The organism is Chryseobacterium limigenitum (assembly GCF_900114875.1).
GTDB classification, from domain to species: Bacteria; Bacteroidota; Bacteroidia; order Flavobacteriales; family Weeksellaceae; genus Chryseobacterium; species Chryseobacterium limigenitum.
Map to the genome: position 1 here is coordinate 16,701 of NZ_FPKW01000024.1, position 24,291 is coordinate 40,991.

The 24,291-nt window shown below is 35.4% G+C and carries 16 protein-coding genes and 2 pseudogenes; 4 read left to right on the forward strand and 14 right to left on the reverse strand.

Features of this window, described 5'->3' with window-relative positions:
- Positions 1-91 precede the first annotated feature (91 nt).
- The 3 genes and pseudogenes from BT156_RS19360 (at position 92) to BT156_RS19370 (ending at position 3,480) form a co-directional block, all read left to right on the forward strand.
- Positions 92-424, forward strand: coding sequence for a 7(1) septoil knot domain-containing protein (locus tag BT156_RS19360; protein ID WP_072412583.1), 333 nt, complete (start codon positions 92-94; stop codon positions 422-424).
- 495 nt (positions 425-919) lie between these two features.
- Positions 920-1,836 (forward strand): annotated as a pseudogene (locus BT156_RS22665) (IS982 family transposase).
- Positions 1,837-1,887: 51 nt separating this feature from the next.
- Positions 1,888-3,480 carry a fibrinogen-like YCDxxxxGGGW domain-containing protein gene (locus BT156_RS19370; protein ID WP_170857346.1) on the forward strand — a complete coding sequence of 531 codons (1,593 nt, stop codon included), beginning with the start codon at positions 1,888-1,890 and terminating at the stop codon, positions 3,478-3,480.
- A 105-nt stretch (positions 3,481-3,585) separates the two neighbouring features.
- Here the strand turns inward: BT156_RS19370 and BT156_RS22670 are convergent.
- Positions 3,586-3,699: pseudogene (locus BT156_RS22670) on the reverse strand (IS982 family transposase); the annotation flags it as partial.
- 304 nt (positions 3,700-4,003) lie between these two features.
- Here BT156_RS22670 and pelA point away from each other — a divergent pair.
- On the forward strand, positions 4,004-5,026 hold the full coding sequence (gene pelA / locus BT156_RS19375; RefSeq protein WP_228430204.1) for a pectate lyase: 1,023 nt from the start codon (positions 4,004-4,006) through the stop codon (positions 5,024-5,026).
- Positions 5,027-5,485: 459 nt separating this feature from the next.
- On the opposite strand, the gene BT156_RS19380 is transcribed toward pelA, so the two are convergent.
- The 13 genes from BT156_RS19380 to BT156_RS19440 all read right to left on the reverse strand — a co-directional run bounded on the left by BT156_RS19380 (position 5,486) and on the right by BT156_RS19440 (position 23,544).
- Positions 5,486-6,598, reverse strand: a complete 1,113-nt coding sequence (locus BT156_RS19380; RefSeq protein ID WP_072412585.1) for a pectate lyase family protein — start codon at positions 6,596-6,598, stop codon at positions 5,486-5,488.
- A 310-nt stretch (positions 6,599-6,908) separates the two neighbouring features.
- The gene (locus BT156_RS19385; RefSeq protein WP_072412586.1) at positions 6,909-7,811 is read right to left on the reverse strand and encodes an alpha/beta hydrolase; all 903 of its coding nucleotides are present in this window, start codon (positions 7,809-7,811) and stop codon (positions 6,909-6,911) included.
- Between the two features lie 215 nt (positions 7,812-8,026).
- Complete coding sequence (locus tag BT156_RS19390; RefSeq protein WP_072412587.1) at positions 8,027-8,368, reverse strand: cupin domain-containing protein; 342 nt, start codon at positions 8,366-8,368, stop codon at positions 8,027-8,029.
- A 36-nt stretch (positions 8,369-8,404) separates the two neighbouring features.
- The gene (locus BT156_RS19395) at positions 8,405-9,136 is read right to left on the reverse strand and encodes a rhamnogalacturonan acetylesterase (RefSeq protein ID WP_072412588.1); all 732 of its coding nucleotides are present in this window, start codon (positions 9,134-9,136) and stop codon (positions 8,405-8,407) included.
- Between the two features lie 142 nt (positions 9,137-9,278).
- Positions 9,279-10,247, reverse strand: a complete 969-nt coding sequence (locus BT156_RS19400; RefSeq protein WP_072412611.1) for a pectinesterase family protein — start codon at positions 10,245-10,247, stop codon at positions 9,279-9,281.
- A 179-nt stretch (positions 10,248-10,426) separates the two neighbouring features.
- Positions 10,427-11,341 carry an alpha/beta hydrolase gene (locus tag BT156_RS19405; RefSeq protein WP_072412589.1) on the reverse strand — a complete coding sequence of 305 codons (915 nt, stop codon included), beginning with the start codon at positions 11,339-11,341 and terminating at the stop codon, positions 10,427-10,429.
- A gap of 21 nt (positions 11,342-11,362) precedes the next feature.
- Positions 11,363-13,030, reverse strand: a complete 1,668-nt coding sequence (locus BT156_RS19410; RefSeq protein ID WP_072412590.1) for a glycoside hydrolase family 28 protein — start codon at positions 13,028-13,030, stop codon at positions 11,363-11,365.
- 87 nt (positions 13,031-13,117) lie between these two features.
- Positions 13,118-14,761, reverse strand: a complete 1,644-nt coding sequence (locus BT156_RS19415) for a glycoside hydrolase family 43 protein (RefSeq protein WP_072412591.1) — start codon at positions 14,759-14,761, stop codon at positions 13,118-13,120.
- A 45-nt stretch (positions 14,762-14,806) separates the two neighbouring features.
- Positions 14,807-16,063, reverse strand: a complete 1,257-nt coding sequence (locus BT156_RS19420) for a glycoside hydrolase family 88/105 protein (RefSeq protein ID WP_072412592.1) — start codon at positions 16,061-16,063, stop codon at positions 14,807-14,809.
- A 59-nt stretch (positions 16,064-16,122) separates the two neighbouring features.
- Positions 16,123-17,538, reverse strand: a complete 1,416-nt coding sequence (locus tag BT156_RS19425; protein WP_072412593.1) for a pectate lyase family protein — start codon at positions 17,536-17,538, stop codon at positions 16,123-16,125.
- A 39-nt stretch (positions 17,539-17,577) separates the two neighbouring features.
- The gene (locus BT156_RS19430; protein WP_072412594.1) at positions 17,578-18,600 is read right to left on the reverse strand and encodes a pectinesterase family protein; all 1,023 of its coding nucleotides are present in this window, start codon (positions 18,598-18,600) and stop codon (positions 17,578-17,580) included.
- A gap of 95 nt (positions 18,601-18,695) precedes the next feature.
- Positions 18,696-20,510 carry a RagB/SusD family nutrient uptake outer membrane protein gene (locus tag BT156_RS19435; RefSeq protein WP_072412595.1) on the reverse strand — a complete coding sequence of 605 codons (1,815 nt, stop codon included), beginning with the start codon at positions 20,508-20,510 and terminating at the stop codon, positions 18,696-18,698.
- A gap of 13 nt (positions 20,511-20,523) precedes the next feature.
- A complete protein-coding gene (locus tag BT156_RS19440; RefSeq protein ID WP_072412596.1) occupies positions 20,524-23,544 on the reverse strand; it encodes a SusC/RagA family TonB-linked outer membrane protein in 3,021 nt (1,006 codons plus the stop codon).
- Between the last annotated feature and the right edge of the window lie 747 nt (positions 23,545-24,291).

Here is a 24,291-nt window from a genome sequence, read left to right on the forward strand (position 1 = left end):
AAGGGTCGGTTTTTTTTACCGGCTCTTGTTTTTTTTATTATTGAAGTAGGATTAAAAATGATTATTTTTAAGTTGATAAAAAAGATACAAGATGAAACACCTATTTATTTTTTTTCTTATTGTTTTTGGAACGCAATTAAAAGCCCAAAAAGTTTTTTCAACCGAATATTCAAGTCAGGCTGATGTAAAAGTTTTTGTGGTTGATTATGAAAGTCAGTCTGATCTTAAAGTATATAAAGTTCAGTATGACAGCCAGGCAGGAAGTAACGATGGTAAATGGTTTTTTACGGAATATGCAAGTCAGGCTAAAAAGAAAATCTTTTTTGTTGATTATGAAAGCCAGGCTGATCTGAAAATCTTTTTTGTAAAATATGACAGTCAGGCGGGGTGGCGAAATAACAGTAAAAAATATTTACTATATTGATATATCTATCCGGAAAACAATGGTAATAAGGAAAAACATCTGCAAAAAAGCAGGTGTTTTTTTATATATAAGCAAAACACTGTACACTACATCTTCACTACCTCATGGGTTTTAATTTATTGATTTGTAGATGTTTGTAACTGTGAAGTAGATGTGTAGTACTAATTTTTTTAAATTTCCGGTATACATTTGCAAATAGAAAATTCAACAAAACATAAATGATTGATTGATAGAATTAAAAAAACTTTGTTGAAATAAAATTTACATAGATGATGATTAAATAAATATTTTTCCCCCTCAAATTGTTCCCAAAATAGTTAGTACTAATTTTAGATGAAAAAAAATTATCAAAAAGAGGGGGAAAATATATTTTTAACCACAAAAAATATAAGATAACCTGAGTTCGGGATAATAATTAAAATATAATTTGTGAAAAATAGCAATAATTCGCATGTTTAAGTTTGTGATATTCAAATATTTAAACGATTTATTGCTATGAATTTGAAAAGCCAAATTACAAATATTTTTGTACAAATTGATGATTTTTGTAAAGAGTTTGATGCACAAATTAAAAAATTAAAGCTGGAAGCATTAGGAGACAGCAAAAAAAGAAGAAACAGAAATTCAAAAATGTTTGATTCTTAAATTATCACATCATGATAGGCTTTCATTTGGGAGCTCACAAAAAATTTAAACATTACTACCAGGAAATAGTTTGTGGATATTGGAAAGATTTATTTCCTAAAAGTCTTTCCTACAACAGATTCTTAGAACTTCAGCAAAGAAGTTTTGTAGTTTTCGCTTTGTTTTTGAAAGAAAAATGTCTTCGAAAATGCACAGGAATCAGCTTTATGGACAGTACAACTTTGAAAGTCTGTAGAAACCAAAGGATACATAATCATAAAGTTTTCAAAGGTTTGGCCGAACGCGGAAAGTCCTCAATGGGCTGGTTTTACGGCTTCAAACTACATTTGGTATGTAATGAAAAAGGAGAACTTTTATCCTTTTATTTGACAAAAGGAAATGTCGATGACCGAAATCCGAAACATATTAAGAAAATGACCAAGCAACTGTTTAGGAAGTTGTTTGCCGATAAAGGATATCTCTCAAAAGCCTTGTGGGGGATGCTTTTTGCAGATGGTATTCAACTCTTTACCAAGCTTAGAAAGAATATGGAAAATCACATAATGACAATGAAAGAGAAGATTTTACTTAGAAAAAGAGCTATCATTTAAACTATAAATAACGAACTAAAGAATTACTGTCAAGTTGAACACACCAGACACCGAAGCTTGAACAATTTTATAAGGAATATCTTGGGAGAGCTAACAGCATATTGTTTCTTTCTAAAAAAACCGTCACTTAACTTGAAAAATGTAAATGACGGTCAACTATTTTTAAATTTTGCTTAAACCGAACTCCGGTTAATTTTAATATTATAAAACAATTATAATAAATATATTATGAAAAAAAGTCATTATTATTTTTTGAAAAGACTATTAGTTATAGTCGTTTTTATCTTTTGCTGTACCTTGTACGGGCAAGTAGGGATAGGTACCCCAACGCCTAGAGGCGCTTTAGATATTAATAAGCCCCTGACGAATACTCATGGATTGGTTCTACCTACCAATGCATCGCCTGCCAACATGCAAAATCCGCAAGGAGGTAGTGTTCCTCCCGGAACAATTATGTATGACAGTACTGAAGATTGTGTAAAACTGTATAAACAGAGTTTAAATGGTGGAGCCGCGGGGTGGTCAGACTGTCTACAATCTGGAAGCTCAAGTTCTGTTGTAGCAGATTGTAATGCTGCTGGGAACGGATTTAGCGGAGGATATAAGAAAGGAACAGCGATGACAGCTGGAAATACTTTTAAAGTTACTTTGACCAATAACTCTTTCTCTCAGGTTACTATTGCTCTTGACAGTACAGATCTTACACTTTCGGGGGTAGCAGGAATAACGGTTGCTTCTGTAAACCCTACGTCAGTAACTTTAACTGCGGGGCAGTCTGAAATCATTACTTATACATTATCGGGTACACCCACGGTTTGTGGAACGTTAACAGGAAACTGGCAGAAGATAAATCTAAATTGTACTAAAACCATAGCAGTAGCCCCAAATCCTACTATTGATTGTGCTAATGGTACATGGAGTACAGCTGTATCTCCAGATTATAAGCTTAACGGTTTGATTAATGGTCAAGCGTATTCAGGAACATATAGTGTTGCATATACAAATGGTGAATGCAGCCTGCCTGCAGATGTGGTTACCTCCAACGGGTTGACTCTTACCTATGCAGGAGGCCCTCTTTCTGCGTCAGGTACGATAAACTACGTATTGTCAGGTACTTATACAGGAACTAATAATGGTTCGGTAACATTTACGATGGCATCGGGATGTTCAATTTATCTGGGTCCTTGTACGAGCTGTAAACAAATTTTAGATTTAGGACTGGCAAATACCGATGGAGTATATTGGATAGACCCAGACCAAGTGGGAATTACATATGCACCAATGAGAGCGCAGTGTGATATGACAACTGATGGTGGCGGATGGACTTTGATATTAAATTATCTTCATTTAGGTGGAACTTCTCCTGGGACTTCTATAAGAACAACACTTCCGATTATAGGCTCATCTACATTAGGAACAGATGAAAGTGGAAATACAGATTTTTGGGGCAATGCAGGACGTGCGTTGCAGGTAGCTTTGAATCCTTCAGAATATCGTTTTTATGGAATTACAAATAGTCATCCTCGGGTAATGCATTTTAAAACTTCTCATGTTGGAAGTCTTACCTACTTTAAAACAGGGGTTGGTAATGCCACTGGTATTCAGAGTTCCTTTACTCCGTTGACAGGACATACAACGAATCTTCCTGGGAATGCAGTAGACTTTTACGGTGGAGTTGCTTCTGGCAGAGAATTAACTGAATTTCCATTCTATGTAGCGGCGCGAAACCATTGGGGTATTGGAGCAATAAACCGTTGGGAAATGGATGATTTTCCAAATAACAATTCCCGAAACACTCTTCATAGAGTATGGATAAGATAACAGATTCTAAAACACACAAATTATTAGTTTTTATTGTTCCTAAGTATTTATAAAAATAACTTTTAAAGATTTTAAATTCAGTAGAGCCTTCTGTAATGGAAGGCTTTTTTTGCTGTCTCCTAATACTTCCAGCTTCAATTTTTTAATTTGCGCATCAAACTCTTTACAAAAATCATCAATTTGTACAAAAATATTTGTAATTTGGCTTTTCAAATTTATAGCAATAAATCATTTAAGTATTTGAATTTCAGAATATTAAACATTCGAATTATTGCTGTTTTTACAAATTATATTTCCATTATTATCCCGAACTCAGATTAATTAAAAAAATACATTTCATTGATAAGTTTTTTTGAGATTAAACTGAAAATATTTTCTATTTTTGAAAAAATAACTCATATATGCTTTTTGAAAATTTTTCTTTGGATTGAATTGTGCAATCGTTTGCATTGTTAAATATTCTTTACATGCATAAAACTCTATTCAGATTGAAAAAGTATTTAAGATTAAATAATAAGATACAATGATGAAACTTAAAATTTCCGTAATAGCAGCTTCTTTAATTACTGCTACGTTCTCAGCTCAGATAAAAGATACGTTAGCTGAAAAAATGTTGGTGTACCAGCTTCCAAATGGCGGCTGGGGAAAACAGCTTGATGATAAATCTGTGGTGGATTATAATTTACCCATCGATAAAAAACTTTTAGCAAGGATAAAAGAAACAGGAGACGACCACGCAACGATTGATAACAATGCTACTTCACGAGAGATTAATGCACTGATTAAGTCTTATAAAACTACACACAACCCGGAATATTTAAAATCTGCAGAAAAAGGAATTAATTATCTTCTTTCGATGCAGTATAAAAATGGAGGTTTTCCGCAATATTATCCGAATTCAGGTTTGTACAGAAAGCAGATTACTTACAATGACAACGCGATGATTAATGCTTTGACAGTTTTATACAACATTGCAGAAGGAAAAAATGATTTTGATGTTGTTGATTCTAAATTAAAGGAAAAATCTAAAACTGCCGTTCAGAAAGGAATTGACTGTATCTTGAAAACTCAGGTTGTACAGAAGGGTATTCCGTCAATTTGGGGAGATCAATATAATGAAATTACGATGCAACCGGACAAAGCCCGGGCTTTTGAGCCTGTTTCTTTGGCTACGGGAGAATCGGTAAATATTGTACGGTTTTTAATGATGCAAACGGCAACTCCAGAGATTCAAAAATCAATAAAGGCCGCAATAAAATGGTTCAAAGACAATAAAATTGAAGGATACAGCTACAACGTTGCCAAACAAAACGGAAAAGCTGTCAGAACTTTAGCCGAAGATAAAAATTCCATCATTTGGGCAAGATTTTATGATATTAATAATAACAGGCCTTTATTCGGAGACCGTGACGGAAGCGTAAAATATAATTATAACGATGTTTCCGAAGAAAGAAGAAACGGGTACAGCTGGTTCGGTGATGCGCCGGATAAATTAATTAATAAAGAATACCCGAAATGGGTGCAGAAGAATAATGTAATGCCCTAGTTTGAAGGTTGTAGAATGGGAGGGTTTTAGGGTAGTAGAGTTGCAGAGTTTTTTTGGAGTCATTGCGAGGAGCGAAGCGACGAAGCAATCTCAATAAATGACATTAAGCATCCCCCTTAACCATAAAGTTTGTTATTCCAGAATGATCTCAACAGTTGAAACTCCATCTTAAAAAATAACATAAATAGATTGCTTCGTCGCTTCGCTCCTCGCAATGACCTAAACAGATCTCTAATACTATGTTTATAACCTTTCAGGATGACAAACTGTTTGTTAAATTACGTAGATTGAAATAGGCGACTGCAGCCCTAGCCCTGATTGTAATGAAAATCCTTTTTTGAAAAAAAAGATTGTAATGAAAAGCAGGAAAAGCTCCTAAATAAAAGAAAAATATTACTGTAAACAGAAAATGACTGAGTACTACGCTCAGTCATTTTCATCTCTAATTCTAATTTTTATTTATAACGTATTGCAAATATTGCCTCCTAAAGTTGCGCCTGCATTAGCTGTAACGTCTGCTTTTACAGCAGAAACCGATAAACCGGGAATTGTATAAGGCGGAGTAAATGCGGTTCCGCTTCCGGCAGTATTTCCTGTTACGTTGGTAAAAGTACTTCCTGTCTGTGTTACGGCTGTAAATCCGCTCATTAAATTAATAGGTTCTTTTACGTTTTCAAAAACATTTCTATCCACAAAAATATTCGCCTGAACACCTGCTGCAATACATTTATTACTTGCAGAACTGTTGAAATAGCTGTTGATGATATGTATTTTTCCAAATCTCACTCTCGGCATACGCTCTTTACATCCCGGTGCCCACCAGCAACGGACGAAAGTTACATTTAATTTTCCGGCATCGGCAGTGGCGCCATCACTTGATCCGATTAGATTTGAAAATCGGTGATCATCCGTTCCACCTGAACCACCAGGTTTTGGAGCTTTCAGATAATGGAATTTAGTGTAAGAAACGGTAACAAAGTCAGATTTATTTTTAATGTCAAAATTCCCGTCAACACCATCTCTGAATTCACAATGGTCGATCCACACATTTCTGCAATCATCTAAAATTGCATTGTCCCAACCGTCTGTATCATAAGCTCCCGGCCCTTCAAAAATTAAATTTCTAACAACGATATTGTTACATCTTTTAATGTTGATAATTCCTGAACCGCTTGCTGTTTGGTCTGTAGAAACCAATTTTGCACCGCTCGCACCATAAATTGTTTTTCCTGTCTGATCCTGAAGAGATAAACGTGTGGTAATTGTTATGGTTCCTGTTATTTTAACAACTTTTACGGCTGTGTTTTCAATGGCCGCTTTTAATTGAGCGTAGGTAGTAACTGTAGTTTCAGCAGCAGTTCCGCCTCCTGTAGTTCCTCCATTTTGAGATGCCCATCCCGGAGCAGCACAACTGGCGAGAGGAACAACAGCATTGGTTTCTAATGAACCCAGATTAATAGCGTTTGGATTTTCCTTTAATTCACTCTTGGCATCTTCCTGCCCGCATCCTGCTAATGCAAAAGCGGAACTTAGAGCTACCGTAAATAAGGCAACTTTGATTTTTGTTTTCATAGTTTAGTAATTTTTGTGATTTGGTGAGTTTCGAAATTATTAAATATTTAATTAATTGTTTTATATTTTGACGTATTAATATTTATATAATTACAATGTTAATTATTTTACTAATTCAATCGGTTGCATTTTGAGTTATATTTATTTCAATTTGAAATATTTTTAATTATAGCTAAAATTCCCGCAGATTTCAAAAAAATTACAGAAAAAGATCTGCGTAATCCGTGAAATATGCGGGAGATTTGTCTTTTGTTAGAGTTATAAAATGTAATGATTACTTACTTACTTACTTACTTACTTACTTACTTACTTACTTATTACCGATAGTTTTCAGCCAGTCTGAGCATAATTTTTTCCAGTTATCGGTAAGTTCAGATTTATTGGTAATACCGATTTTATGTTCACCTTCCGGGAAAATAAATAGTGCACCTTTTACTTTATTTTTTACCATTTCCTGATAATACAAAATACTGTTCATCACAGGAACTGTTTTGTCGTTTTGTGCATGAAATAATATCGTAGGCGGAGTTTTTTCCGTCACTCTATTTTGCATTGAATATTCTTTTATTTTTTCCGGAGAAGCATTTTCGCCAAGCAAACTATTTCGGCTTCCAACATGAGCAAATTCTCCCAAATCGATAACCGGAGAGACCAAAATTGCAAAATTCGGAATGGTAGAAAAGTTTTCCCAATCACCTTTTAATTCTGTATAATCTGTAGGAATATTACTCACCGTTGCAGCCAGATGTCCACCAGCAGAAGTTCCAATCACGCCAATCTGATCTGGTGAAATGCCATATTGCTCAGCATTTTTTCTAAGATATTTTATCGCTGCCTGAACATCTTGCAGAGGTGCAATTTCTTTCTGCTTCAAGTCGGGAGAAGTCGGTAATCTGTAATTTAAAACAAACGCAGAAATTCCTAGCGTATTAAACCATTTTGCAATTTGATAACCACCCAAATCGTAAGTCAGTTTATAATATCCACCACCGGGAATGACGATGACGGCCATCTGTTTTCTTTCTTCTTTTGGAGGTAAAAACGCGAAAAGTTCGGTTTCCTTTATTTGTACAATTCTACCGTCTTTTTCTTCGGTTTTTAACTGTAATCCTTTGGAATTTGGCATCTGACCTTTTGGCCACAAGATGATTTTCTCCTGAGCGGATAATTGAGTCAAAAGTGAAATTAATACTATTAAAACAGCTTTTTTCATTGCTTTTAAAGATTTGGTTTTATGTTGGTTAATCGCAAAGGCGCAAAGTTTATAAAAATTATTTCTGTTTTAAGGCGCAAGAACACTTCGACAAGCTCAGCGTGACAGGAGATTTTCAGTTATTTCGTGTAAAATTTTATCGAAGATAAAATCCTTGCGCCTTAATAAATATTTTATATTAAAAACTTGCGCCTTTACGTTTTCCAACCAACTATTTAAGAATTAAGAAAATCCTCTCTAAACGGGGTAAAGGAATCAATCAATTGCCCTTCTTCCAGACATTTTACGCCATGAAAAATATTAGGCTGTGCAAAAAATCCGTCGCCTTTTTGTAAAATTTTAACTTCACCATCAACAGTCACTTCAAATTTTCCTGAAGCAACATACGTGATCTGAGAATGAAAATGCTGATGTAAAGCGCCAATGGCATCCTTTTCAAATTTTACAATCACCATCATTACCTGTGAATTGTATCCCACAAATTGCCTGGAAAGACCATTCCCTAAGTCTTCCCATTCGGAATTACCGTCAAAGAAGGGTTCTTTTTTGAATTTCATTTTTGTATGTTTATTTTAATTATTAAGATTAAAAACCTATTTAATATATTTTTCCAATCCAATTTTCAAACTCTTCAAATTCTTTACGGCCAGTTTTGCAACAGATTCTGCTCCAAGAGTTGATAAATGCGTGTCATCATCTTTTCCTTTTGGATAGTATGGATCTTCACCTTCTTTGTAGTGCAAATGAAGTTTTTTTGAATTTTCCGGACCATAAGAAACTTCCAGCTGTTCCGTTAATAACTGCAAATCTACGAAAGGAACTTTCAAATCATTCGCAACCATTCTTACAACCAACGGGTATTCTTTATGAGTATCAATTAAAACTCCATTTTCATTGAAATTTCTTCTGACAATTGATGTCATCAGAATTGGAGTTGCACCTTTTGCCCTGGCTTCATTCACATATCTTTCTAAATTGGCTCTGTACTGAGTGTAGGGATTGGTAAATTTTGTGGAATCTTTCAACTTCTGATCGTTATGCCCAAACTGGATAATTACGAAATCACCTTTTTTAAGCTGTTTTTCAACTTTGTCCCATCTTCCTTCTGTTCTGAAACTTTTTGAACTTCTGCCATTCATCGCATGGTTTTGGACTTCAATTCCCGTTGTTAAAAACTGGTGTAAAACCTGTCCCCAACCATGTTCCGGATTTTTATCAGGATTTTCCTTGTTGGCCATGGTGGAGTCGCCGATGAGGAATAGGGTTGGTTTTTGTGCAAATGTCAGTACTGACAGAAATAAAAATAGTGCAGTAAGCTTTTTCATTTTAAGTAAATTTATTTTTTAATTAAACTTAAGATGCTTCGACGGGCTCAGCATGACAGCGCTAATACTAACTGTTTTGATAAGTAATTAATTAACATAATGTTTACCAGTGTCATGCTGAGCGAAGTCGAAGCATCTCGAATTATTTATTTGGTTCCCATCCATCGAAGATTTTTTCCAAAGTATAATTTTTCAAGTCTTTTTTTGTCAGTTGATGTGACCAGCTTACGCGATTTGTCGTGTTTCTGCCATCATCTTTACTCCCAAATTCTGCATAATAAGCTGTTTTTTCTTTATCAGGAAACATTTTATCGCCTTTCCAGGGGTTCCAGCCTTCGGGGAGAATGTGTTTTCCCATTTCGGTATTGATGAAAACTGTTTTTGCGTAAGGTCGCCAAGGTCTTCCCAAGTAGACTTTTGTAATACCTTCTTTAGCTATTAATTGACAATCAAAAAAGACAAATCCATACTTTCTGTCGGCTTCCGTTGCTGCGGCTGTGATGTAAGAATCTGCTAAACTTTTAATAGTACAGCCTTTAAAAACAACTGTTGCCTGCCCGAAAATAAAATCTGTTGTTCCTTCTATATAACAGTTTTCAAAATATTGTCTGCTGTGATTGGTTGCGGAATAAACTGTGTCCTGACAACCCAGAATCTTTGAATTTTTAATAATAAAACGGTCACCCTCCACATGAAGTGAAACCGCCTGTCCTTCGTTACAAGAACTGTTTTGAATCGTCAGATTGCTGATTTTAATATCATCACCCATCACCAATAAAGTGTAGGAATTGAATGTTGTCATTTTTTCATTAAAAGAATCCAGTTTTCCTGAAAAATCATTGTTAGTGATTATGGTATTTTCTTTATTTTCGCCTTCTAGTATGATTTTATGTTTTGAAGATGGAATAACAACTTTTTCATTATAAGTTCCGGATTGAATAAAAATCAATGCTTCGGAAGGTCCTAAATCTCTAATAGAATTAATTGCTTTCTGAATCGATGTAAAATCTCCGCTTCCGTCTTTTGCTACGGTAATTTTAATGTATGGCTCATTTCCTGCAAACAGAAATTGAGTCATCGAAATGAACAGAATTAAGAATAATTTTTTCATAGGTTGGATTCTTTTTTTGACGTAAAGTTTTTTATAAAACCTCATAGTTTTTAGAGAGCAAAGGCAAAAAAAATTGCTTCGCGAAGCTATGACGCTAACTTTATCAAATCAATTTATTGATTCTTCTTTGCTCCTTAAAGTTTAACATATTTATTAATAAAACTTTGCGTTTAAAATTATTATTTCAAAACTTTATCTAAAAAGTCAACCGTTAAATTCAATGTTTCTGTAAACCAGGGTTCTGCAGACCAAAATGAATGTGGAGAATCTTTAATTTCATGAAATTCTGTCGGAATATTATAGCTTTTCAGTTTCTTCATCATATCGTCTCTTCCTGCATGAAAACGAGGTTGCGAACTGTTGATGAAAAGGATGGGAGGTGTGTTTTTATCCACATATTCCAAAGGTGAGGCTTCTTTCCAGATTTTCGGATTGTCTTTTTGTGGATAACCCAGCCAATAAGCGTCGTAAGTTCCTTCTTTGCCGGATTCTTCATGAACAAAAGAAACAACGCCGTCTACATTGACAATAGCCTGCAATTTATTCTTTTTCTTAACCCCAACTAAAGTCGCAATTTGAGCTCCGGCAGATTCACCCAAAACCACCATTTTCTTTTTGTTTAAAGAATATGTTGAATGATTTTTCTTTAACCATTGAATACCTGTTTCAATATCTTCAACTCCTGCAGGATATTTTGCAACATCAGCCAATCGATATCCGATTGTGATGACAACATATCCTTTTGAAGCTAATTCCATTGCCATAAATTTTTCATTCTCCTTACTTCCTGAAACCCAACCACCGCCGTGAACCATAGCAATTCCCGGATATTTTTTTGATTTATCGAGAGGGTAGTAGATGTCGGCTTTTAAGGAAAGTCCGTTGATGTTGGTATATTCTACATCTTTATCAACTCCAATGTTTTGCGGAACAGGTCGGTCGATAGGTGTGATGAAAGAATATTTTTTCTTGAATTTTTCATACGTCACTTCATTGGTGTAAGGAGTAGCATTCGGTCGTGGAACTTGACCGAATGCTAATGTGCCTCCTAACCAAAAAATAGAAATATAAGTAAGTTTTTTGCTAAAATTCATGTTGTCAAATAATTAAAATATTTATTTAACTGCATTTTTAGCTACATCAGTTCCGATAGAAAGCAAATTTTTATCAGACGTGACTTCTTTTGGTAACAGGACTGCTCCTGTTTTATTTCCTAAAACCTTAACGAACGGCTTATTTGCAGATTCAAATTTTACTGTTGAAAGGTTGATATTTTTACTGTTGTAAATTGTTGCGCCTGTTCCTTCAGAATATTTCAGTTTAACATTTTTTAGTTGAATTCCGTCTGCATCAACGATTGTTAAAGCTTTTTTCGTGTCGAACTGAGAATCTTCAATAACGATATTTTTAAGATTCATTTCAGCTAAACCAAACAAAGTGATCGCTTCATAAGAATTAACAGCATTGATGTTTTTAAAGAAAATATTTCTAAAGATCGGAGTTTCTTCTGTTACCGGATAAACCTTTTCCGGTGCTTTGTTGCCTTCTTGTTTTTGTCCGTCTTCCAAAACCGGAGAAGCGCCTTCATAGAACATATTGAAACCAATTGTTTGTGTCGGAATGTTGATCATATCAATATTTTTAATGTAAATATTTTCAACGATTCCACCTCTTCCGCGGGTTGTTTTGAAACGAAGACCAATATCTGTTCCGATGAAAGTACAGTCGGAAACGTGGATGTTTCTTGCTCCGCCAGACATTTCGCTTCCTACCACAAAACCTCCGTGACCGTGGTAGACAACATTGTTTTTAATGATAACATTTTCAGTGGGCATATTTCTTTTTCTTCCGTCTTCATTTTTCCCTGATTTAATACAAATTGCATCATCACCAACATCGAAAGTATTATCGTAGATCAAAACATTTTTACAAGATTCCAAGTCTACACCATCACCGTTTTGAGAAAACCAAGGATTTCTAACCGTAAGATTTCTTAAAATAACGTTTGTACACATCAATGGGTGAAGGTTCCAGGCTGGAGAATTCTGGAAAGTTGGGCCGTCTAATAAAACTTTGTCGCATCCAACCAGACTTACCATAACCGGACGAAGGAAATCTTTAACTGTTGTCAGTTCTTCTTTAGAAATTTTATCAGGAACATTGAAGCTTGAACTGCTTTCAAATCCTTTTTTATAGCTTTCTGAAGGATACCAGTTTTTACCGTCAGTAGATAGAATTCCTCCGGATTTTACGATTTCTTTCCATTCAGATTCTGCGACTTTGCTTTTTTTGATGGCTCTCCATGCGTCACCGCTTCCGTCAATCACCCCTTTTCCAGTGATCGCGATGTTAGTTGCATTTCTAGCCGAAATAGGTGATTGACAACGAATGGTATTTAATCCTTCAAAACTTACATCAACTAAAGGATAATCTGCTTTATCTTTACTGAAAACGATGAAAGCACCTTCTTCTACATGAAGATTGATGTTGCTTTTAAGTTCTATTGGGCCTGTTAGCCACATTCCGCGGGGAACGACTAATTTCCCACCTCCTTTTTTACTTAAATCCTCGATCGCTTTTTTGAAAGCTTCTGTATTTTTTACATTTCCGCCTGCAACGCCACCATAGTGATTGATTGAAACGGTGTTTGCGGCAAAAGAAGTTTCTGTAACCTGAGGCATTTTAAACTCAATGTTTTTATAAATATCCGGATTCTGAGCATACATTTGCCCTGAAAACATCATTGCTACTACTAAACCGATAACTTTGAGAGACTTCTTCATTTTATTTTTTTTGAGTTTTAATTTTTTTAATTGATTTTAAAATTAGCTGGCATAGCTTTTATTTTAAGGATATTCTGTGGGAAATAATTAATTTTTAGTAATTCTAAACCAATCAAAATCCGCATATCCTCCGCGAGGTGCTTTGGTTGTGCTTACGCTGTATAAACCGACTTTAGCTCCAATCCATTTTCCGGGTTTTGCCTGGAAAACGTCGCCTGCTTTTGTGAAATTTTTTCCGTTTTCGCTGTAACTGAATTGACATAAACCATTCGGTTCGTTTACATTTACTTTTAAATAAACTTCGTTTCCTTTTAATTTTGTTTCAAATAAAACTTTTTCTTCACCGCCTTTATCTGCTTTTTCAGCTCTTCTTAATTGTAAATAATATCCGTCGGGTTTGTTTGTAATCACGATTGATTCATGATCTAATCCCATGATCAATAATCCCGCTGTTTTTCCTTCTTTGGCATCTTCGGGTGTTAATTTCACTTTTGTTGAAGCTGCAAAGCTTGGTGCCGGGAATTTTTGGGTTAATAAATTCGGAACGTTCCATAGATTTTTTTCACCTTCGTGAACTTTCATTGAGAATAATCTTAAAAATTTTTGTCCCGGAAGTTTGGATGACCAGACGATATTTTCATTCGCACTCCATTGCCATTGAATTCCTAATTTTTCACCATCAAATTCATCTGTTTCATTTGGGGTAACGATAGGGTAGGATTGTCCGACGTTTGGTTTTTTATAGGTTAAAACCGGTTCGCCGATTCCGTTTTTATTATTGTCGATTCCGATGACAGGCCAGTCTTTTTCCCACTTCATAGGTTGTAAGTGAACGATTCTTCCACCCGCATCAACGTCTTGAAAATGGTAAAACCAATCTTCACCTGAAGGCGTATCTACCCAAGCTCCCTGATGAGGTCCGTTGATTTTTGTGGAACCTTGCTCTAGCACAACTTTCTCTTCATAAGGACCGTAAATATTTTTTGATCTTAAAACCAATTGCCAACCTGTAGCAACTCCTCCTGCAGGGGCAAAAATATAGTAATAGCCGTTTCTTTTATACATTTTGGGACCTTCCACGGTTGGATGTGCGTCGTGACCGTCAAAAACGTGAACGCCTTTATCCAAGACCTTTGTTCCTTCAGGATTCATTTTATTTAGGCTTAAAATACTTTTCACTCCGGCACGGCTTCCGGCCCAACCATGAACTAAATAGGCGTTTCCATCTTCATCCCAAAACGGACAAGAATCGATCAAGCCTTTTCCTTCCATTACCAAAACAGCCTTTTCCCAAGTTCCCAATGGATCTTTGGTTTTAATCATATAAATTCCGAAATCGGGATCGCCCCAATAAATGTAAAATTCACCTTTATGAAATCTGATGCTTGGCGCCCAAACTCCGTCACCTCTTTTTGGAGTAGAGAAATGTTCGCTCGGAAGAACGTCAGGAAGTGCATAATTCACTAATTTCCAGTTCACCATATCTTTTGAATGAAGAATGGGTAATCCCGGAGCTTCATTGAAACTTGAAGCCGTCATATAATAATCGTCACCGACACGAATCACATCCGGATCGGAATAATCTGCATACAAAACAGGATTTCTAAAGTTTTTTCCCTGATCTACAGTCCAAACTTCGGAAACATAGTTTTTTTCCTGTGCATTAAGATATGTTGAAGCAACTGAAAATGCTGCAATTGCTGCTATATTTAAAATATTTTTTGTCCTCATAAAATCAGATTCATTGTTTAGGTGGTAGGAATTGGATTGTAGGTTTTATTTTTCAAATTCTATACTTGCCAAGATAAATGGTCCTGTTCCTTTTGCATCGTTGGAACGAATTTCTTCGTTTACATAATATTCGTAAGAACCATCTCTGTAAGGTTTTCCTCCTAAACCTGCCACTGCACAGCATTTATTTAAATTAACCACACCATTTTCATCAACTGTAATTAAATTTTTGATAATTCCATCATAACCTTTTTTGGCAGCAGCTTTATAAGATTTTGGAAGATAACCGTTGTTGACAGATTTAATGATCGTGTAGACAAACATTGATGATGCTGTAGCTTCTGTGTAATTTCCTTTTTCTCCAGCCTTATCCAGCACTTGATACCAAAGTCCGTTGTCTTTATCCTGAACTTTTATTATAGCATCTGTATAAGATTTTAAGTAAGAAATTAATTTTGCTCTTCCCGGATGGTCTTTGGGTAAATAATCCAAGACGTCTACCATTGCCATTCCGTACCAACCCATTGCTCTTCCCCAGAAATTAGGAGAAACTCCGGTTTCTTTGTTTGCCCAAGCCTGTTCTTTACTCTCGTCCCAAGCGTGATACAGCAATCCTGTTTTTTTGTCTACCAAATGTTTTTGAATCAAATCAAACTGTAAAACAACATCATTATAAGCTTTTGTTGCATCTGCGCCTTTTGCAAAATCTTTGGTGTAGTGAGCATAAAATGGTTGTCCCATGTATAAACCATCCAGCCACATTTGGCTTGGATAGATCTTTTTGTGCCAAAAACCACCTTCTGATGTTCTTGGTTGTCCGTCAATCTGAGAACGAAGCATTTTCAAAGCTTTTAGATACTTTTCTTTTTTCTCTTTTTCGTAAAGATAAAGAAGTACATTTCCGCTGTTTAGAAGATCTATATTGTATTTATCTAATTCGTAGGTAAGGATACTGCCATCTTCTTTCACCAATTTTTCTCCAAAGCTGCTAATGTAGTCGTAATATTCTTTTTTGCCTGTTTTTGCATAAACCTGTTCAGCTCCATCCAAAACAATAGCTGATGGATAGGTCCATTTCGGACTTTTACTGAAATCAAGCATCCAGGATTCCGGAAAACGGTTCATTTCGGAAAGTAGCATTCTTTCAGACCATTTTAGGTTGGTTGGAACTACTTTTCCTGATTTTGAATTTTCTGTTGCAGGTTTTGATGCTACAGATTTAGTTTGAGCACATGCCAAGAACATTCCTGAACCTAAAATTGCAACAGCGTATGCTTTTATGTTTTTGTTAATGAAATTCATGATTTTAAACTTTAAAGTTGATTATTTTTTACCGAATTTAACAAGAGTTTTCATGGTTATTAGAATTGTTTTTCGGTTATTTTTTTAACAATATCATTAAAATAAACTTCAATATTATCGTAGTTTTTATCTAAATCTCTTCCGTTGGCGTTGGCCACTTTTGGATTTAATTTATTTTTAATTTCCCATTCATCAGGCATTCCATCGTTGTCCGAATCGAGTAGAGTTTTCCCTTGTTTCAGGTCTGGAAATCCGCCGACATCTTTTTGGGAATCAATGATTCCGTTGGTACTTCCTTTTGAACCTTTGTAAGTGAAACTTCCGTTTTTTACATCTTTCAAAACATGCAGATCCACTGCATCTCTCACCAAACTTGCTCCACCGATCTGTAAAATTTTCTCGTAAGCTTCTTTTGCAGACTGCGTTTTTACATTATTCTGAATATCGTGTGGCTGATTGATTTTTATTGAGTTTTTATCTTTATCCGTCAAATTATAAGAAGCTTTCATCTGACTGAAAACACCTTCCGTCCAATTGTCTTTTGTGACTGCAGGATTTCCTTCCATTACATTTCCGTTGATGTAATATTTCCCCCAAATATTGTAAACTTCTGTCTCGGGTTTTTCGTTTTTATCGATGGCAACAATTCGTTGTTTTGTCATTGTTGCAGGGCCGGGTTTGTAGTAATTATTGACGATATTCACATTCATTCCTTCGCCTCCGTAAACATTGTTGTGCCCCCAATTGTAAATGATATTATTTCTAAAATCGGTAAGGTCGGTTAAGGCAAATTTGCTTCCTGCATATTCCCCCAATCGCGGATTTCTACTATCGTGATGAGCGTAAATATTATGATGAAAAGAGGCAAATTTTCCGCCCGCAATTCCACCGTATCCGTGAGCGCCTTTTTGGTGAGCAGAATTTCTCAGACTTTCTGCAATGACACACCATTGAAGTGTTGTATTTTCGTTGACATAAATAGAAACCGTCTCGTCTGTTGACCAACTCATTGAGCAATGATCAACGATCAGATTTTTAATGAATCTTGCGCCCAAAGCATCGCCTTCATAGTTTTTCTGATCTCCCATTCGAAATCGCATGTAACGTATAACCACATTGTCTGCGCCAACGAAAGTTTCGTAATTGGCAACGGTAATTCCGTCTCCGGGAGCGGTTTGTCCGGCAATGGTAACGTCACCTTCTTTTATTTTTAATGGAGATTCTAAATAAATCGTTCCGCTTGTTTTAAAAGCAATATATCTCGGACCTTTTTGGTCTAAAGCATATCTCAAAGTACCTTCTGAACCGTCATCTGTTAATTTCGTTACAAAATAAACCTTTCCGCCACGTCCGCCGGTTGTGTATCTTCCGAAACCTTCTGCACCGGGGAAACTCAACACATTCTGAGCATTTGCCAATGAGGAAATACCGCATAAAATTCCTATCGTGAATAGTTTTGTGAAGTGTTTTTTCATGATTGAAAATCTTTGGTGGTTGTGATGGTGTGGTTTAAATTATTTTAAACTTTTTTTCGTGTTCCAGTTGTCGTTTCCTTTGAGAATATTTTCTGTAGTGTATTTTTTTCTTTCTTCTTTGGTTAGTTGGTGTGACCAGGAAACTCTCTTGGAAATGTTGGCTCCTGTTCCTTTAGAATTAGATTCTGCATAGAAAGTTGTTTTTTCTGCATCAGGTTTGCTCCAATTATGCCATCCTTCTAGTTTTATGGTGGAATTGATTTCACAATTGATGTAAACGGTTTTAGCAAAAGGTCGCCAAGGTCTTCCTAAATAGACTGAATTTTCTTTAGCATTTCCGGTAATTTTAGATTTAATAAAGACAAATCCAAACTCGTTTTCCTGTGGAGTAGAAGCAGCTGTCACATAGCTTGCCGTTTCTTTTGAGTAAATTGTACAGTTTTCAAAAACGGCTGTTCCGGCTCCGAAAATATAATCGGTTGTACCTTCGATATAGCAGTTTTTGAAATAATTTCTTGATGGTTTTGTTTTATCAACTAAATCCTGAGCTCCTTTTAAATATAAAGTGTCTTGGTTTCCTAAGAATTTACAGTTTTCAAAAATAATCCTGTCGCCTGAAGTCAAAACGGTAACAGCTTGTCCGACTCTTCCTGAACTGTTTTCAAACGAAATATTTTTCGCTGTAAAATCATTTGAATAAATAAAAATAGTTGAAGAACCTGTTGTTCCAATATCTTTACCTTCAGAATTCTTTTTTGAAGCAAAATCGTCGTAAGTGATGATCGTGTTTTCAGGATTTTCTCCTTCCAATAAAATAGCTCCTTTTGTTTCGGGAATGATGATTTTTTCTTTGTAAACTCCTGCTTTGATTAAAATTTTTGTTCTTGTTGAAGTTCTGTTTTCAACCGCGTCAACGGCTTGTTGTATTGTGGTGAAGTTGCCTTTTCCGTCTTTCGAAACCACGATTGTTTTATCATTAGTTTTGAAAGAAAGAAGGCTTAAAATTAATACAGAAAAAACAGAAAACAGAATAAAATTTTTATGAAAAGTGGAAGCTTTCATTGAATTTGATTTTGGATTTTTTTAAAAATACAGACTTAGCTCTTGTTACGGAGTAAGTCTGTATCTAACTTGATATGAATGTATTTTTTTATCTTCTAGTAACCGTAATCTTGGGTAAGATTGTAGTTAGACTGGATGATATCGCTATAAATTGGCAATAATTCTCTCTTATTTGGCTGGAAATACTGAGCAAAACCTTTTACCGGATCACTGATGTAAGTTGGTAAAACTGCTGCTCTCCAGGCAATTTTTGTGTAACCTGTAGGCGTTGCATCTTGTGAAGCCATGTAAAATACCTGAGATTTGTCTCCACCAGTATAGTAGATATCGATGTCATTAATATTTTGCTGTGCAGACTTTGTAGGATCGTAAACCGATTTTTTAAAGTAAAGGTTTAGCGGAACATTTGCATATTGGCCCGTTCCGTTTGCGAAAGCTGTCAATTTCTGTCTTGTTTCTGTGATTTTAGCATCTAATAGATTCCAACGGATCAGGTCATATTTTCTGATTCCTTCAGAACCAAGTTCCAACAGTCTTTCCTGAACGATATATTTGAAGAATCCGGTTTTATCAGTCGGAATTGTTCCTACCTGAGCTAAGTTTCCTATGTAAGCCCTGTTTCTTACTGCTTTTACGGCATTGATTGCATCAGCAGAAGGCGCTCCATGAATTTCATTATCAGCCTCAGCAAACATTAATAATACATCTGAAAAACGTAATAAAGGCCAGTCTACTGCAAGGTTTTGAGAAGGACCTGTAATATTTGTCCAAGATTTTCTGTATTTAGAATCTGTGAAAGAAATCGCCGTTACCAATTCTGCCTGGTTGGTGTTGTTTACTTTGAAAATTCCAACGTTCATGTCTCTTCTTAAGTCATATTTAGTAAACTCATAGAAGTAAGTTGGGAGTGCATTGATACCGCCACCACCTTTCCAGTTGGAGTTATCATCATGTTTTAAACCGTTATAATACCCAATTTTACTGTCTGTTCTGGCATTTCCTCCAAAAGCTCCCACACAGAAAATAATTTCATTTGTAGCATCTTGAGAATTGCTGTGTAGCGCTTTGAAAACGGCTTCATAGCTAGGATTTAAACTGTGTTCTCCTGTATGATTCATGATGTCTTTACACTCATCTAAAGCAATCTGATAATAGGTTTGAGGATTTGACCCCTGTGCCATCACTTGCGGGCTTCTTCTTAAAGAATATCCTGCTCTCGCTAATGCAATTCTTGCTCTAAGACCTTTTACGAAACCTTTGGAAATTCTTGCATTGGTTGTGCTTCCTTCTGATCTCCACGGAACTAATACTGAAGCCTGTGCAAGATCAGAGATCATTCTTTCGTAGATAAAATCTCTGTCTGTTTTTGCAAGATAAAGATCCTCAAGATCTGCAGACGGTTTATCCTGAAACGGAACATCTCCCCAGTTTCTTATTAATTCATAATAAAATTGAGCTCTTAAGGTTAATGCCTCACCAAGATAGCGATCCATTAATTTTTTATCGGCATCAGAACCTGTCTGGTAAACCGGAGAAAGCGGAATGTTTTTAATGCAAAGATTCGCTCTTTCAATTCCTGAATATAATTTTAAGAAAGGTTTATTAAGTTCTGTATTGGTAGGGCAAGATCCGAACGTAGCAATTCCTCTTCTGTCGTTACAGTTGTAATCTCCTGAAGTTCTGAAGTCGTCACTTGAATGAGGATAGATCAATGATAATCTTTGTCCATATCCATCATCACCGGCAAGCTGGCTGTAAACCCCTACCAATGCGGAAAATGTATCTGCTGTACTGTCAAATTGTTGCGCTTCTGCCACACTTGAATAATTTTCTGCTTCCAGATAATCATTACATGAATTAAGCGTAGTTAAGGACAGGATGCAACTTAAAATAATTATTGTCTTTTTCATGTTTAAGTTTTAATTAAAAGGTTATATCAACACCTGTTAAAATAAATCTGCTTCTAGGATATGCAGCATAATCTACCCCCGGAGTTAAAGGGTTTTTTCTTGTACTTGCTTCAGGGTCGTAACCTTTATAACCTGTAATGGTAAATAGATTATTAACCGTAGCGTATAACCTGAAATTCTTGATACCAAGGCTTTCTAATGAATTTTTCGGAAGGCTGTATCCTATCGTTACATTGTTTAATCTTAAGAAAGATCCATCTTCAATGGCATAGGAATGTAAAATGTAATTTCCCTGTGGAGGTGTCCACATTGTTGTATTAGCATTCAAAGCGGCTAGGGCAGTGGGATCATTCACTTTAACACCGTTATTGTCAAACCATCTCCATCTGTCTGCAACTTCCGCAGCCATGTTGTTGTCTCTGTATAAATATTGAGTGGTAAACTCTACTTTATTAGCATTGTACACTTTATTTCCAACAGAGAAATTAAAGAATAAGCTCATATCCCAGTTTCTGTATCTGAAAGTCTGACTGAAACCTCCGAAAAACTTTGGCTGAGCGCTTCCTAACTCTGTCTGGTCAGCTGCTGTGATCTGCCCGTCACCATTAAGATCTCTTAATTTAAGATCTCCCGGCTGGATTGGTTTTGAACCGTTTGCTACCGCACTGCTACTCGCAACTCCTGTTTTTAAAGTATAGGCTTGTGTTGTTGAATTATAATCAAAATCACTGATTTCATATCTTCCTTCCGTAACATACCCGTAGTAAGTTCCTACAGGGTTTCCAACTTTAGCAATAAAATCAAATAAATTATTTACCCATCCCGAAGCTACAAGATATTGAGTACTGTTTGGCCCATTACTGGCGCCTAAACTTTTAATAACATTTCTGTTGGCAGAGATATTAAAATCAGTCTTCCATGTAAAGTTTTCTTTATTTACGATAATAGCTCCTAATGAAACTTCAACTCCTTTATTCTGAGTCTTCCCTGAATTTTGAAATTGAGAATCATAACCTGAAGTCTGTGGAATTTTAGCTAAAACCAAAAGATCCTTTGTATCGGTAATATATCCGTCTACACTACCGTATAATCTTCCGTTGAAAAATCCGAAATCAATCCCTAGGTTTTTAGAAACAGTAGCTTCCCATTTGATGTTAGGATTGGCTAAAACAGTTCCGGTAGTCGCTCCAGGCGTCACACCGCTTCCGAAAGTATATCCGAAATCTGTAGATGTAGTAAAGAATGTATTGTATAAATAAGGGGTAATTCTGTTGTTTCCGGCTAAACCATATCCAAAACGAAGTTTAAGCTCATCCAGCCATTCTTTGTTTTTAAGGAATTTTTCTTCCTTCATTTTCCATGCTACTGAAAGCGCAGGAAATGTTGCCCATCTATTTTCAGGACCAAAAATATTAGAACCATCCGCTCTTACAGAAGCCGTTATGATATATTTGTTGTCATAAATATAGTTGACTCTCCCAAAGAAAGAAGCTAATCTGTCCGGAGGTAATGCACTTGTTTTTGGTGCATCCTGAATCATTCCTGATGGCGGACTTGCCGCCTGAATATTGGCAAATGCTTCGTTAGGAAGAATAGAAACCGGAAGCCATTTTGTGTAAGTACTGGATACTTCACCATCGGTCTGTACCGTTTCCTGACCCAATAATAAATCAAGTTTATGATTTCCGAATTTCTTTGTATAGTTTAAAGTATTCGTATTGGTAATTCTTCTGGTTTGGTTTCTTGTTAACTGTACAATCGGCTGATTGTTATTCGCTCTGGCATCACTTGTAATAGTTCCCCAAAACTGATTCACAAAATTATCTTTCTGTACATAACCTACAACACTTCTGAAAGTTAAGTCTTTCGTAATATTATAGTTTAAATAGGCGTTTAATAATAAGTCATTGGTTCTTGCGTCCTTTATTTCATTGTCATTCAACAATAAAGGATTTACCAAATTGGTATTTGTTGCGTAGTTAGGATCAAAATCGTCAACAGGAACATTACTTCCTCCTTCGAAAGGTTGATATCTTACCGCATTTCTCAGTCTGTTTGTTCCCTGAGATCCTGTAGCAGAAGTTCCTGCTCCGGAAATTAGCTGTCGGCTGTATCTTGCGTTGAATCCAACTTTTAATTTTTTAGAAACATCATAATCATATTTAAAGTTGGCCATACTTCTTCTGAAACCAGAATTTAGCATGATACCGTCTTCTTCCACATGATTTAATGTTAATGAAAATGCAGATTTGTCAGATCCTCCTGTTAAGCTTAAATTATGCGTAAAGTTGAATGCTTCTTGTCCGAAAAGCTCATTTTGCCAATCTCTTTCTTTAATATTCTGATATTTGGTCGCAAGTTGGTCATACGTTCCATATCTTGTATTAAAAGCTGTAATATCTTCAGCGACACCGTTTTTGTTGTAAAGTTCATACTGGTACATTACAAATTCATAAGGATCTAAAACCGGAATCGTATTCGTGATTTTTCTAACCCCTGTGTAACCGCTGTAGTTAATCGTTGTAACCGCCTTTTTGCGCCCTCCTTTTGTTGTAATTATCACAACCCCGTTTGCACCTCTCGATCCGTAGATAGAAGTGGAAGCAGCATCTTTTAATACTTCAATTGATTCAATTTCTTTCGGTGAAATGATAGATAGTGCATTATCCATCTGGATTCCGTCTACGATATATAAGGGCGCATTACTCTGTGTGATAGAAGTACCACCTCTTACTTTAATTTCAACTTCTGCACCGGGCGAGCCTTCACTTGCAGTGATCTGTACACCGGCAATTCTTCCCTGGATGGCTTCTGCAGCGCTGTTAACAGGCATATCCTTTACAGCTTCGGCTTTTACAGAACCAACGGCGTTGGTAACATCTTTTTTAGAAACTCTGGAATATCCTACCAAAACCACTTCATCGATTTTGGTTTCTTTTTCTGCTTTCGTTTCTTTTTCTTGAGCCATTGCAAGGACAGGAAGTAGAAAGAAAGTTAAATATAACCACTTTACTGATTGTACTCTTTTATCCATTATTGTATCCTTATAGTTTTAATTCTTTGGTTGAAAGTTTTTTTTCAAGCTTTGTTGCTTTTTTGTTTGTGGATTTAGTAAGTATTCTATTCTTTTTAGTGATTAATATTTTTAAAAATTGTACGCTTTATTCAAGTGCAATCGATTGCGTAATTTTTCATTATAAAATATCTTGGCTTCTAAACTAATATTATTTTCCATTACGCAAAGAAAAAAATATTATTTTTTCATTAATTTGATTGTTTAAGTTGTTAAATTTAACAGAACATTTGTTAGTTATTCAATTTTAATTAACTGATAATTAAATATTTATTAGTTAATTAGTGAATATTGAAATATTTTTAAAATACATGATTTTTTTTACTGTTTAATATTCGGAAACTTAAAATTTACTTTAAAAATGACTGTTTTTTTGTCTTAAAAATTCCCAAAATTGATACCCAAACTCAAAATTTCATCAGTTTTCCTGATTTTTGTCATCTTTTTAAGTTAATATTTTTAACCGTTTTTCTTTAATGTTAATGATTAAACTTAATACGCATCATATGTATAGTGAAATGAAGTTATTATTAAGGATTTTGTAACTCTTATTTTACTGCTTTATTTTGGCATGATTTTATTTAAAATTAAAGGCTAGGATTAACTTTTGGTTAATTTTTACGCATAAATTTTCATGAAAATTTCTTTATTTTTTTTAAAAATTTAAAATTATAAGTCTGTTTTTCAGGTGATTGTAAATTAAAATTA